This is a genomic window from Rhizobium sp. NZLR10 (assembly GCF_019685125.1).
GTDB lineage: Bacteria > Pseudomonadota > Alphaproteobacteria > Rhizobiales > Rhizobiaceae > Rhizobium.
Window position 1 is genome coordinate 91,560 of sequence record NZ_JABDWE010000013.1, and the last position, 13,146, is coordinate 104,705.

At 60.6% G+C, this 13,146-nt stretch carries 8 protein-coding genes and 1 tRNA gene; 6 read left to right on the forward strand and 3 right to left on the reverse strand.

Translation table 11 applies throughout. The features are described 5' to 3' along the window. The first annotated feature begins 356 nt into the window (after nucleotides 1-356). Nucleotides 357-1,265 (forward strand): DUF1499 domain-containing protein, encoded by a 909-nt coding sequence (locus tag HJB82_RS19830; RefSeq protein ID WP_221132229.1) that lies wholly within the window; start codon nucleotides 357-359, stop codon nucleotides 1,263-1,265. A gap of 920 nt (nucleotides 1,266-2,185) precedes the next feature. Here the strand turns inward: HJB82_RS19830 and HJB82_RS19835 are convergent. From HJB82_RS19835 to HJB82_RS19845, 3 genes are read right to left on the reverse strand one after another with little or no spacing between them, the layout of a single operon-like run. Further along, complete coding sequence (locus tag HJB82_RS19835; RefSeq protein ID WP_221141092.1) at nucleotides 2,186-3,907, reverse strand: SDR family oxidoreductase; 1,722 nt, start codon at nucleotides 3,905-3,907, stop codon at nucleotides 2,186-2,188. Next, on the reverse strand, nucleotides 3,904-4,362 hold the full coding sequence (locus HJB82_RS19840) for a thiol-disulfide oxidoreductase DCC family protein (RefSeq protein WP_221141094.1): 459 nt from the start codon (nucleotides 4,360-4,362) through the stop codon (nucleotides 3,904-3,906). The genes HJB82_RS19835 and HJB82_RS19840 overlap by 4 nt, the downstream gene beginning before the upstream one ends. Further along, the gene (locus HJB82_RS19845; RefSeq protein WP_221141224.1) at nucleotides 4,359-5,276 is read right to left on the reverse strand and encodes an MBL fold metallo-hydrolase; all 918 of its coding nucleotides are present in this window, start codon (nucleotides 5,274-5,276) and stop codon (nucleotides 4,359-4,361) included. The genes HJB82_RS19840 and HJB82_RS19845 overlap by 4 nt, the downstream gene beginning before the upstream one ends. Nucleotides 5,277-5,440: 164 nt before the next feature. Here HJB82_RS19845 and HJB82_RS19850 point away from each other — a divergent pair. The 5 genes from HJB82_RS19850 to HJB82_RS19870 all read left to right on the forward strand — a co-directional run bounded on the left by HJB82_RS19850 (nucleotide 5,441) and on the right by HJB82_RS19870 (nucleotide 13,049). After that, nucleotides 5,441-5,514, forward strand: a tRNA-Gln gene (locus HJB82_RS19850). Nucleotides 5,515-5,672: 158 nt separating this feature from the next. Further along, nucleotides 5,673-7,232, forward strand: coding sequence for a class I SAM-dependent DNA methyltransferase (locus HJB82_RS19855; protein WP_221141096.1), 1,560 nt, complete (start codon nucleotides 5,673-5,675; stop codon nucleotides 7,230-7,232). Next, nucleotides 7,225-8,556: a restriction endonuclease subunit S gene (locus HJB82_RS19860; RefSeq protein ID WP_221141098.1), complete on the forward strand. Its 1,332-nt coding sequence runs from the start codon at nucleotides 7,225-7,227 to the stop codon at nucleotides 8,554-8,556. Before HJB82_RS19855 ends, HJB82_RS19860 begins: the two co-directional genes overlap by 8 nt. Further along, entirely contained in the window at nucleotides 8,553-9,821 is a 1,269-nt protein-coding gene (locus HJB82_RS19865; protein ID WP_221141099.1) for an FRG domain-containing protein, read from the forward strand. The genes HJB82_RS19860 and HJB82_RS19865 overlap by 4 nt, the downstream gene beginning before the upstream one ends. Before the next feature lie 39 nt (nucleotides 9,822-9,860). Then, entirely contained in the window at nucleotides 9,861-13,049 is a 3,189-nt protein-coding gene (locus tag HJB82_RS19870) for a type I restriction endonuclease subunit R (RefSeq protein ID WP_221141100.1), read from the forward strand. The last annotated feature ends 97 nt before the right edge of the window (nucleotides 13,050-13,146 follow it).

Genomic DNA, 13,146 nt, shown 5'->3' on the forward strand with positions numbered 1-13,146 from the left:
TTGCCTTTAAAATCGGAGATGAAACCGCGGCAGAATGGCCCTTTTTTAACATATCAGCAAGGGCTTATGGAATCGCCCCGTCTTCGCCCCGGACTTCATCATGGTCTCGTCATGGTCTTCGCTGGTGAATTCCAGCTGATATTCCGAGACAACAGTTTCAATTCAGCCGAATCTTGCCCAGATCCGGATGATTTTAGGCCGGGCTGGCCTAAAATCTGAATCCGGATTTAAATCAAAGAAATAGAGCATGATGTCGTCCGAAAACCGCTTCACACTTTTCGGCATCATGCTCTAAACAGGGGTATGGCGATTTGCGTGGTTGAAGGCGCGGCGCTGACGAGCAACCGGTAAGTTTGATGGCCATCCGTTTCGACCGTCCCGTTTCCAACGCCGCCCGCTTTTCGCGGCTGCTCGGGGCGTTTTCCCTGGTGCTGGCGCTGGCGGTGCTGGTCGCCCATCGTTTCGGCGGCCTCGCCACCCCCTATCTGGTGCTGCTGTTGATCGCCGCCGCCGGCGGCGCGCTGCTCGCCGCCCTGCTGGCCGCCGTCGGGCTGCGCAGCCTCTGGATGACGGGCGCCGAAGGCGGGCTGGCCGCACTCGCCGCGCTGATCTACGCCGCCTTTCCCTTAGCGCTCGGCGCCTTTGCCACCGAGCATTATCTGACCTTGCCGGATATCTACGACGTCTCCACCGATCCGGTCTCGGTGCCGGATTGGCTGTCGCCGCCGAAAGCCGACCAGATCTGGCTGAAGCGCAATCCGGTGATGCCGGAGGATCGTGAAAAGCAGATGACCGCCTATCCCGAGCTGACCGGCCGGCGTTATGAGGGCGCACTCGACCGCGTGCTGGAGGCGGTGCGCAAGGTCGCCAAGCTGCGCGGCTTCACCATCATCCGGACCACCGGCGATACCGAGCCCGACCGCGACCCCGAGGACCGGCCGGCCAAGCCTGAGCCGAGCGATGATGCTGCCGTCGCCGATGCGCCCGATATCGTGCCCGTGCCGACGCCGCGCCCCTATGACGACGATGTCGCCAAGCTGATCCGCGGCGCCAACGGCGTGACGCTGCAGGCAACCAACCGCACGCTGATCCTCGGCCTGCGCTTCGATATCCTCATCCGGCTGCGCGAAGAGGCCGAAACCACCTTCGTCGACATCCGCGTCGCCTCCCGCTACGGCCAACACGACCTCGGCTTCAGCGCCGACATCGCCGGCGATTATCTGAAGGCGCTGGATTCCGAATTGCTGGGGATTGCGGGTGGGTGAGCCGCGGTGCCGCCAGAGGCGGCAGCAATCGATCCAGTGAATCGATTGCAGCGGCGAACGCCCTGAGCCCAAAGCGAAGGGCCGGGAGAGGGTGCGGCAGATTCAGGTCCGTTACGGTGCCACAAACTCGACGTCGCGCCGTATCACACAACCGAGCCGGCCCGCACAACGATCAGCCCTCATCCTGAGGTGCCCCGCCGGGGCCTCGAAGGACGAGGGCGGGTGGTTCCCTCAGCCGCATCCGCATGTGGCAAGACAGGTGGCCAGCCCCGTCCTTCGAGGCTTCGCCCTGTGGGCTACGCACCTCAGGATGAGGCTGGAGAGAAGTCGCGCCAGCATCTCTGCCTTCGCGCAGCGCATTCGCGGCTTTGATAGGGCAGCGCCTCTGTCTTTCGATCCAGGCGGCCCGCACAACGATCAGCCCTCATCCTGAGGTGCCCCGCCGGGGCCTCGAAGGACGAGGGCGGGTGGTTCCCTCAGCCGCATCCGCATGTGGCAAGACAGGTGGCCAGCCCCGTCCTTCGAGGCTTCGCCCTGTGGGCTACGCACCTCAGGATGAGGCTGGAGAGAAGTCGCGCCAGCATCTCCGCCTTCGCTCAGCGCATTCGCGGCTTTGATAGGGCAGCGCCTCTGTCTTTCGATCCAGCCGGCCCGCACAACGATCAGCCCTCATCCTGAGGTGCCCCGCCGGGGCCTCGAAGGACGAGGGCGGGTGGCTGAATTCCCTCAGCCGCATCCGCATGTGGCAGGACCGGTGGCCCGCCCCGTCCTTCGAGGCTTCGCCCGGTGGGCTACGCACCTCAGGATGAGGCTGGAGAGAAGTCGCGCCAGCATCTCCGCCTTCGCTTACGCTCCGCGCATTTTGGTCTCGCCCCGTCTTTCGGACCCACGGGGGAGTGGGGAGGTGTCGCGTCCTCCCCTCACTCCACCACCAACCACCCCGTATACCGCACCACCAGCCCGGTCAGCCGCCCGCCGATCTCCACATGGAAACAGAACCGCCCATCCCGCTCCTCCTCGTAAGTATCGCCGCAGGGCGCCAGGAACAATGGCAGCGGGATGCCGCAAAAGCGCCAGCCGCGCACGATGAGCCGCAGCCTCTCGCCCTCCGGCACCAGCGCCAGCAGCACCCGGAAAGGCCCGAAGACCTCGGCGAGCAGGTCGCGGTCGCGGCCGGTGCCGGCGGCCTGCCAGCTGCGGAAGGTCTTGCTCCCGAAACTGCGCGTCCAGATCTCCCTCTCACCATCGGCAGCAAAGCGCACCGCCACCGGCACATCTTCGCCAGCGGCGGGAAAGCCGATGATGCCGGCGATCAGCCGGGCGAGGAGCCCGCTGCCGCGCTCGATCCGCGCCCGGCCGGAGGCGAGGCGCGTGCCGCCCGCATGGATCGCCGCCAGCGCCGGCGGCAGGCTCTGCCAGGCGTCGCCGAGGATGCGCCGATAGAGCGGCTGCGGCTCTTCCGCATGGTCCAGCCGGATGCCCGAGGTGATCCGAAAACGCCGGAAGGCCGTTTCGAAATCGGCAAGCTGCAATTCGCCGGCCGCCGGCCGCGCGCCACTCACCGGCCGGATGCCGGCAAGCAGCCGGCGCACCAGCGCCTCGACGCCGATGACCGGAATGAACGGCCCGTCATCGCCTTCGGCAATCAGATGCCAGTCCGATGTCAGCCGCCGCCCCGCATGATCGATGCCGCCCAAGCGCACGAACATGCCGCCGCGATGTTTGCCGATCGCCAAGCGGTGGCTGGCGCGCTGCATCAGCCGCGACAATGGCAGCAGCGACGGCAGCAGCCGGAGGCTGACGAGCCGCGCCGTAAGCCCGAGCAGCCGCTGCAGGCCCTGCGGCTCGGTGCCGACCCCGGTGAAGCTTGATTGCAGGCCGGGAAAACGCTGCGGCAGCAGCGCCAGGTCAGGTGCATCCACCAGCAGGAAATTCCGGCTGCGAAGCGGCGCCACGTCAGGCGGAGCGATCGTCACCCGCATGGCATCGATCAGCCCGCGCCCGGTGGCCGGCTGCCCCTCGCGCAGCACCGCCACCGGCTTGCCGGCATAGGTCGATATCGCCCTGACGACATTGAGGCCGATCTTCACATGCGCCGACGGGGCGATGCCGGCCGCCACAGTTTCGATGCGGGAAAACTGCGGCGCCATCGCCTCGAGCGCGGCAAAGGAGAGGGCGGGCAGGCTGCTGAGCCCGGAGAGCGCGAAAGTGCCCTTGGCGCGCGCCGCGGCATCGAGCCCGCTGATGCCGGCGACGAAGCCGGTGCTGTCGGCGATATCGGCATAATCGATGCCGAGGCCAATGCAGGCGCGCACCACCTTATAGGGGTCGTCCCCGAAGCTCTGAAACGGCCCGGAGGCATCGATGACGAGATCCGGCCTCAGCCGCGTCAGCTGTTCCGCCAGATTGCCATCACGATCGAAGCGCACGGCCTGTAGCGTCGCCCCCAGATTGCTGCTTCCCAAGCCCTCGGATCCATCTTTCGGGGCTCTGAGATCCGCAACGAAATCGTCTGCCTTTTCAAGCGACCGCCCGGCGATCAGCAGTCTGAGCCGCGGTTCATCGCCAAGCAGCCGCGCCAGCCGGCCGCCAAACGTGCCGTAGCCGCCGATGATCAGCAGCGAAAGCCTGTCGCCGCTCATGCGATGAAGCGGCTGCGCTGCTCCGGCGTCGGCACCATGCAGCTCTGCCGGCCGGCGATCTTCAGCCGGTTGCGGGCGATGAATTCATAAAGCGTGTCGGCCACCCGCCGCGGCAGCAGCCGGAAAAGCCTGATCAGCGAATAGGGAAAACCGAGGCCGGCGACCATGCGGATCGAGCCGTCGGATTTGAAGAAGGCGCGGCCGTTCTCGATCAGGATATTGGTCTCGTAGTCGCGCCCATCCAGCCCATAATGCCGGTAGAGCGCGGCGCCGAGCGGCGTCTGCGCAGCGAGGAAGCGGTATCGCCGCTGCTTGTCGTGTTTCAGCGCGAATTTCACCCAGCCGGAGCAGAACACACATTCGCCATCAAAGACGATCAGCGGCCGGTCATCGGCAAAATCGGGCACATCCGCATCGTCGCGATAGCTGTAAGCGGCGCCCATCTGCTGGCTCATCTCCCTGCTGCCGGCCGGTAGAGGGCGGCAAGCGAAGGCGGCCCATCCGCGGCAATCTCGCCGCGCTCCACCAGGTCCTCGATATGGGCGAGCACGGAAAGGGCGGCCGCCCCATGCAGCTTCGGATCGGTATCGCTGTAGATCGCCTTGACCATCTCGGTGATCCCCTGGTCGCCCGCCCGGATGCGCGTCAGGATCGCCTGCTCGCGCCCCAGCCGGTGCGCCTTCAACGCGCGGAGGAAGCTGGCCGGCTCCGTCACCGGCCCGCCATGGCCGGGCAGCAGCAGCCCATCCTCGCGCGCGATCAGCCTGTCGAGTGAGGCCATGTAATCGGCCATTGAGCCATCCGGTGGCGCGACGATCGAGGTCGACCAGGCCATGACATGATCGCCTGTGAACAGCAGATCGCCGCCGTCCAGCGCGAAGGCGGCATGATTGGCCGTGTGCCCCGGCGTCGGCACGCCTGAAAGCACCCAGCCGTCGCCCTTGATGGTCTTGCCGTTGCCGATCGAAATATCGGGCACGAAGGCCATGTCGGAGCTTTCGGAAAACGGATTGATCTCGCCGGCGCGCAACGGCCTTGCCGGCCGGTGCGGCCCCTGGCCCACCGTCACCGCCCCGGTTGCCGCGCGCAGCCGGCGGGCGAGCGGCGAGTGGTCGCGATGGGTGTGGCTGACGAAGATATGCGTCACCTCACGGCCGGCCAGCGCCGCCATCAGCGCCTGGAAATGCGCCTCGTCCTCCGGCCCGGGATCGATGACCGCGACCGAGGAACCGCCGACGATATAGCTGTTGGTGCCGAAAAAGGTGAAAGGCCCGGGATTGTTCGCCGTAATCCGCTCGACCCCTGGCGCCACCGGCACGGCCCGCCCATAGGCCGGCTCGAAGACGAGGTCGAATGCGGGACTGTCCATGAAGGCAATGATCTCGAGGCCGATGACACCGCCAATTCCTAGCACGGCCCACCGCCCCGCGCGCGCATAAATCTGCTTGAGGCGCAACTTAGTCATTGTGACGGACCGAGAGCTTTGCTAATCAGGCGTCGATTTGAGCAGGCGGTTTCCGCCGAAAGCTCTGGTGGGGCGTCGCCAAGCGGTAAGGCAACGGTTTTTGGTACCGTCATCCCTGGTTCGAATCCAGGCGCCCCAGCCAATCTTGTTAATTTCGATAAAACAGACACTTAAGGGCGATATGTTGCCGCGGCGGTACACCTAACCGGTAGATCATCTATGAACAACTGAGGCTTGCCTTTCGTCCTTTACACAGCCTGCTTCGCTGCTATCGTCGGCCCAATTATTGGGAGCGCATGCGTGGCAAAAGAGAATAATGGTGACCTCGGCTTCACGGCCGAGCTTTTTAAGGCTGCAGATAAGCTCAGGGGCAATCTGGAGCCGTCGGAATACAAGCATGTGGCGCTCGGCCTTATCTTTCTGAAATACATCTCCGATGCCTTCGAGGGGCTTCACGCCAAGCTAACGGCAGACGAATATGCCGATGCGGAAGACCCGGAGGAGTACCTTGCGGAGAACGTCTTCTGGGTGCCCACGGAGGCGCGGTGGCCTTTTCTGCAGGCCAATGCCAAGCGGCCGGAGATCGGCAAGCTGATCGACGAGGCGATGGAGGCCATCGAGCGCTTCCCGTCGAACGAGGGGCTAAAGGGTGTTCTGCCGAAAAACTATGCCAGGCCCACCCTGAACAAGACCATGCTCGGCGAACTGATCGATCTTTTCTCCAACATCGGGCTGCATGACAGCAAGGACACGGCAAAAGACCTGCTGGGCCGGGTCTACGAATATTTCCTTTCCGGTTTCGCCGGCTCGGAAGGCAAGCGCGGTGGCGAGTTCTTCACGCCCCGCTCGGTGGTGCGCACCCTGGTCGAAATGCTGGAGCCCTACAAGGGCCGCGTCTATGACCCCTGCTGCGGTTCGGGCGGAATGTTCGTGCAATCGGAAAAGTTCATCGAGGAGCATGGCGGGCGGCGTAACGACATCGCCGTCTATGGCCAGGAGATCAACCACACCACCTGGCGTCTGGCCAAGATGAACCTCGCCGTCCAGGGCATCGATGCCGATATCCGCTGGAACAACGAGGGCAGTTTCCACCGCGACGAACTGCCGGACCTGAAGGCTGATTTCGTCCTCGCCAATCCGCCCTTCAACATTTCCGATTGGGGCGGCGAGCGGCTGGCGGAAGATGCCCGCTGGAAGTTTGGCAGGCCGCCGAACGGCAATGCCAATTTTGGCTGGCTGCAGCACATCATCCACCATCTTGCCCCACGCGGCACGGCGGGTGTGGTGCTGGCCAATGGCTCCATGTCATCTCAGCAATCCGGTGAAGGCGACATCCGCAAGGAGATGATCGAGAGAGATCAGGTGGATTGCATGGTGGCGCTGCCGGGCCAGCTCTTCTATTCGACCCAGATCCCTGCCTGCCTGTGGATTCTAGCCCGCGATAAGAGCGCCAATGGCCACCGCGACCGGCGCGGCGAAATCCTCTTCATCGATGCCCGCAAGCTGGGCTTCATGGTGGACCGGGTTCGCCGCGAGTTTACGGCAGAGGATATCGATAAGATCACGGGCGCCTATCATCGTTGGCGCTCGAAGGCGGAAACACGAGCGAAAAATGGTTGGGCAGACTATGCAGATGAGCCGGGTTTCTGCAAATCGGCCGATCTGAAGTCGGTTCGCGAGCACGGCCATCTGCTGACGCCAGGGCGCTATGTAGGCGCGGCGGATGCGGAGGATGATGGAATTTCGTTTGCGGAGAAGTTCGAGGGACTGAGGGAGACCTTGCTCGGGCAATTCCAGCAAGGGCGAGACCTTGAGAAACATATCGAAGCGGCTCTAGGCGGGATCATTCACAATGACTGAGTGGCCCACCGTCGCGATCGGAGATGTCGCGAAGATATTTGACGGCCCACATGCGACCCCTAAAACAGTCACGGCAGGCCCGATTTTTCTTGGTATCGGAGCGTTACAAGATGGACGGATCAATCTAGGGGAAACGCGTCACGTCACACCGGAAGACTTTGCGTCATGGACCCGCAGGGTGAAACCTCAGCCGGGGGATGTGGTATTTTCGTATGAAACAAGGCTTGGTCAGGCGGCCATCATTCCAGAAGGCTTCGAGTGTTGCTTGGGTCGGCGCATGGGACTTGTTCGCACGGATCGAGGTAAACTCGACCCGAAGTTTTTCCTGTACTACTATTTGTCACCGTTGTTTCAGGATTTTCTGCGGAGCCGGACAGTCTTCGGAGCGACCGTTGATCGGATAGCTCTCAAGGAGTTCCCCTCATTCCCTGTAGCGCTGCCAGATCTGAGGAAACAACGTGCCATCGCTGACGTCCTCGGCTCCCTTGACGACAAGATCGAACTGAACCGGCGGATGAACGAGACGCTGGAGGCGATGGCGCAAGCGATCTTCCGCGACTGGTTCGTCGATTTCGGCCCTACCCGCCGCAAGTTGGACGGCGCAACAGACTCAGTGGAGATCATGGGCAGCCTCGTGCAGGATGCCGACCGGGCGCAAGCCCTCGCCGATTTGTTTCCTGCCACTCATGGCGATAACGGATTGCCGGAGGGGTGGAAAAGCAAATCGCTTTTGGATCAGGCGAATTGGATCAATGGTGCTGCGTACAAGAACATGCATTTCAGCGATGCTCTGGACGCGCTTCCGGTCGTGAAGATCGCCGAGCTCAAAAATGGTGTCACGAGCAATACCAAGCGTACGAATACAGCATTGGGGGAGAGATATCGGATCTCTGACGGGGAGCTACTGTTTTCGTGGTCAGGCAATCCGGATACATCAATCGATGCTTTCGTTTGGATTGGTGGAGACGCATGGCTCAACCAACACATTTTCGCGGTGCGTGAAAATGGCGTCCGCTCGAAAGCCGCACTTTATGTCCTGCTCAAAGCTTTGATGTTACAGTTTGCCGAACTGGCCCGTAACAAGCAGACAACGGGCCTTGGGCATGTCACTAAAGAAGACATGAAGCGCCTGGAAATAGCCGTCGCGCCGACGCCTGTGGAGGCGGCTTTCGAGTCACTGGTCACCCCCCTTATAGATTTGCTCGTGAACAGACTCTTCGAAAGCCGCACCCTCGCCGCCACGCGCGACCTTCTCCTCTCTAAGCTCATGTCTGGCGAAATCCGCCTGTCAGATGCTGAGGATGTGATTGAGGCGAGCCAATGATGCCTTCGCAGCGAAAAGACCCCGACGCTCTTCGTCAGCATTTGGATTCCCTACCTCTTTGGCCTTACTTTCAGCAAGACACGTCGAGCATTGATGGACTGGTTCCTTCTTGCCGGGTTGAAAGCTGGGAAAAATTTATCGATGTAATGCGCGATCCGGATCATCGGCGCGCATCCAGGGAAATGATTTATCGTGGTCAACGCGGTTCTGACTGGCCCTTGGCTTCTACCCTCGCTCGCCAGTTTAATGGTGGTGCAATTCCGGTGGCGAAACGCCAATGGTTGCTCGAACAGTTCGAGTTGTCGATGCGCGGGCGGGGATATGACCTCAGTATGTTTGACGATGACCATGCTGAAATCGAAAAGTGGGCTATTGGACAGCATCATGGGCTATATACCCCTCTGCTTGATTGGACGCGCTCGCCGTTTGTAGCCCTGTATTTTGCCTTCAATCGCGCCGATGACCCAGAAGATAATCCATCCAGGGCGGTCTTCTGCATCAACATGACAGCCCTTAAAGACGAGTTCGTAGAGGACAGGCTGTTCCGCGAGCCAAGGGGACATAACAACACACGCTTGGTGAACCAGGCTGGGCTCTTCACACTGACACCAAGTGGCGAGGACAATCTTGCGGCCTTCATCATTGATCGCCTTATGGATGAAGAGATCATTGTGTCGGAGCCGGTTACTCGCACTCTCGAAGGAGTTGATGCCTCGACCGAGGAGAGGGTGCGGGAATACGAGCTCACGGATGATCTGGCAAATCAGATCAAGCAATACATCTGCAAGATTCATATTCCGAACGTCGACCGCTTGGGATGCCTGGATATGCTGCGCAAGATGAATATTCACAACGGTAGTCTATTTCCAGACGCCCAAGGGGCATCACTCTACTGCAATGACTGGCTGGAAAGGCTGCTGGAGGAAGAGAAACGAGAGCGCCGAGAGCGCGAGCAGCACAAAGCGGCGTATGTGCTCGCGCCAATCAATTTGGCACCCGTCGAGAGCGATGCTGACCGTGTCAGCCGCGTCAAGAATATCTTGGATCAGCTATTGCCAGAATATGATGACGCCATGCGGCAGAATGCGGCAGACAAACTCGATTATCGATTTGAGAATGAAGCATCAGTAGATTGGCAAAAATCATCATTCAAAAGCGCAAGGGTTCGAACAAGGCTTCGCCAAATGATGGCAGCAGTCGAGATTCCCGAAGACCGGCGTGATCATGTACTGAGGGAAATTATGAATTTCTATTCCTCAATTTAGCGGTAGAGGGCTGGAGATTTGACAGTAGGGGTTGAGAGGATGGTCGCCTACGACTTTGTGCAGAACGTCAGTAGCGGAGGCGGCTTCTCCGAAGGGCTAGTCGAAGAAGTCGTGCTCTCCACGTTCCAAGACCTTGGCTACATCTACCAGCCGAGCACCGTTATCTCACCAGATGGCAGTGCCCCGGCCCGTTTGGCGTATGGCGACCTGCTTTTAGCCGACATCCTCTCGGCAGCCCTCGAGCGTTTGAACCCGAACATCCCCGCTGACGCTCGCGAACAGGCAATCCGCCAGCTTTCCATCACGGAAACGCCGTTGCTGGTGGAAGAGAACCGCCGCATTCATCGCCTGATTGCCGAAGGCGTCGATGTGGAATTCGGCATCGGCGATGGCGAGGTGAAGGGGGACAAAGTCTGGCTGATCGATTTCGAGCATCCGGAGAACAACGAATTTCTCGTCACCAACCAGTTCACTGTCGCCGAGGGCAAGCATACACGACGGCCGGACGTGATGGTTTTCGTCAACGGCCTGCCGCTCGGCATCATCGAGCTGAAGAACGCTGCTAGCGAGAACGCCACCATTGATCAGGCCTACCAGCAACTTCAAACCTACAAGGAGCAAATCCCGTCGCTCTTTCGCACCAATGCCGTCATGATAGCGTCTGATGGGATGCTGGCACGGATCGGCTCACTGACGGCGGATGAAGAGCGCTTCATGCCTTGGCGTTCGGTGACAGGAGCCGACGGCGATTTCACGCCTCATGGCCCCTATGAGATGGACACGCTGCTGCGCGGCGTGTTCGATAAGGAGCACTTTCTCGCGCTGATCCGTGATTTCACTGTTTTCGGAGATCAAGGCGACGGCCCTTTCAAGATAATTGCCGGTTACCACCAGTTCCACGGGGCGCGGAAGGCAATCACCAGCGCTATCAAAGCCGTGAAGCCGGAGGGTGACCGGAAGATCGGCGTCATCTGGCACACACAGGGTTCGGGCAAAAGCCTGCTGATGGCCTTCCTCGGCGGCCTGATCGTCCGGTCTCGCGATCTGGAAAATCCCACGCTGATCGTGCTGACCGACCGCAACGATCTGGACGACCAGCTTTTCGGGACCTTCAGCCTGTGCAAGGACCTCATCCGCCAGACACCGGAACAGGCGAACAGCCGTGATGAGCTCCGGAAACTTTTGGACCGGGCATCCGGTGGCGTGATCTTTACCACCGTCCAGAAGTTCACGCCGGAAGCGGGCGAAGAGGTCTTCCCCCTGCTGACGGATAGACGCAATGTCATCGTCATGGCTGATGAGGCACACCGCAGCCAGTACGGTTTCGATTCAAAGCTCAATCGAGAGACCGGCAGGCGTCGCTACGGCTACGCCCACTACATTCGTCAGGCCTTGCCCAACGCCTCCTTTATGGGCTTCACCGGAACGCCGATCGAAGATGGTGATGTGGACACCCAACGCATCTTCGGCGAATACATCGACATTTATGACATCAGCCGCGCAGTCGAGGACGGCGCAACTGTCCCGATCTACTATGAAAGCCGCCTTGCCCGGATAGAGCTGAATGAGGATGAAAAGCCAAAGATCGACGCTGCGATCGAGGCGATGCTTGAAGATGATACCCTGACCGAGCAAGAGAAGCAGAAGGCCCAGTGGACCACGGTTGAGCGGCTGGTGGGCGCGGACAAACGCCTCAAGCAAGTTGCCGCAGACCTCGTTGCACATCTGGAAAAGCGGATCGAAGGCCTGCCGGGCAAGGCCATGGCGGTCTGTATGAGCCGCCGCATCTGCGTTGATCTCTATAAGGAGATTGTCGCTCTCCGTCCCGAATGGCATTCCGATGATGACGACAAGGGCGCTATCAAGATTGTCATGACCGGCTCGGCCTCCGACCCGCTCGACTGGCAACCGCATATCGGAAACAAGCGGCGGCGCGACGATCTCGCCAAGCGGGCCAGGAAAGTTGAGGATCCGCTGAAGCTCGTCATCGTGCGCGACATGTGGCTGACGGGGTTCGATGCGCCCTGCATGCACACAATGTATGTCGACAAGCCGATGCGAGGCCACGGGCTCATGCAAGCGATCGCCCGCGTCAATCGTGTGTTCAAGGAAAAGCCGGGTGGTCTGGTCGTGGATTACATCGGCATCGCCACCAACCTGAAAAAGGCGCTTGCCCAGTATTCTCAGTCCGACCGCGACAAGACGGGGATCGATGAGGAAGAGGCGGTCGCGCTCCTCCTGGAGAAATACGAGATCGTCCGGGGTATGTTCGCCGGTCACGATTATAGTCTCGGCATATCGGGCAAGCCCTTCGAGCGCCTCAGAGCCCTCGCAGATGGCATTGACTGGATCCTGAAGTGGCAGCAGGCGGAAGCCGCGAAAGTCGAGAGTCAGGAAGCTAAGAAGCAGTCCCACCGGCGATATCAGGATGCTGTTCTGGAATTGAGCAAGGCCTATGCCCTTGCATCCGCCAGCGATGACGCTGCCGAGATCAGGGATGAAGTGGGATACTTCCAAGCTGTCAGGGCAGCCCTCGTCAAGACGACGGCTACTGGCAAGATCTCTGACAGAGCGAAATCGCTGGCTGTCGAGCAGCTTCTCAATCAGGCTGTGGCCAATGCCGAGATCATCGACATCTTGAAAGCTGCGGGCCTCGACAGCCCTGATATCTCTGTCCTTTCTGACCAGTTCCTTGCCGATGTCCAGAAGATGGAGAAAAAGAACCTCGCCCTGGAGGCGCTGAAAAAACTGCTGAACGGTGAGATCAAGAGCCGTTCGAAGTCCAACGTGGTCGAGGCGAAAACCTTCTCCCGAAGACTCGAGGAAGCCGTTGCCCGGTACCATGCCAATGCCATCTCCACGGTGGAGATGATCCAAGAACTGATTGCCTTGGCAAAGGAAATGCAGGCCGCCTCTGCTCGTGGCGAAGAGCTTGGACTGACGCCGGAAGAGATTGCCTTCTATGATGCCTTAGCAGGCAACGAGAGCGCGGTCGAAGCGATGGGCAGCGAGCAACTGCGCATAATTGCCCACGAGCTCGTGGAGCAGATGCGCGGCTCGGTCACAGTCGACTGGCAGCACAAGGCAAGCGCTAGAGCGAAGATGCGGATTCTAGTGAAGCGTATTCTGAAGCGGTTCGGCTATCCGCCGGATTTGGAGCAGGAGGCAGTGCAGACGGTGCTCGCTCAGGCCGAATTGCTATTGAGGGAAATTTCGGCGAAAAACTAGGGTAACTTGGCTGCCTATCCACAAAACGACAGCTACTAGCAAAGAAAAGCCTGCTGGCAAACATTGAGCAGGAACGCGGTAACCCCCGATAAGTCGC

What these genes read in the sequence shown, in the direction of transcription:
- HJB82_RS19845 (WP_221141224.1), bottom strand. Translation starts at nt 5,276, where the DNA reads ATGGACAGTCCCGCATTCGACCTCGTCTTCGAGCCGGCCTATGGGCGG.
- HJB82_RS19840 (WP_221141094.1), bottom strand. Translation starts at nt 4,362, where the DNA reads ATGAGCCAGCAGATGGGCGCCGCTTACAGCTATCGCGACGATGCGGAT.
- HJB82_RS19830 (WP_221132229.1), top strand. Translation starts at nt 357, where the DNA reads ATGGCCATCCGTTTCGACCGTCCCGTTTCCAACGCCGCCCGCTTTTCG.
- HJB82_RS19870 (WP_221141100.1), top strand. Translation starts at nt 9,861, where the DNA reads ATGGTCGCCTACGACTTTGTGCAGAACGTCAGTAGCGGAGGCGGCTTC.
- HJB82_RS19865 (WP_221141099.1), top strand. Translation starts at nt 8,553, where the DNA reads ATGATGCCTTCGCAGCGAAAAGACCCCGACGCTCTTCGTCAGCATTTG.
- HJB82_RS19835 (WP_221141092.1), bottom strand. Translation starts at nt 3,907, where the DNA reads ATGAGCGGCGACAGGCTTTCGCTGCTGATCATCGGCGGCTACGGCACG.
- HJB82_RS19860 (WP_221141098.1), top strand. Translation starts at nt 7,225, where the DNA reads ATGACTGAGTGGCCCACCGTCGCGATCGGAGATGTCGCGAAGATATTT.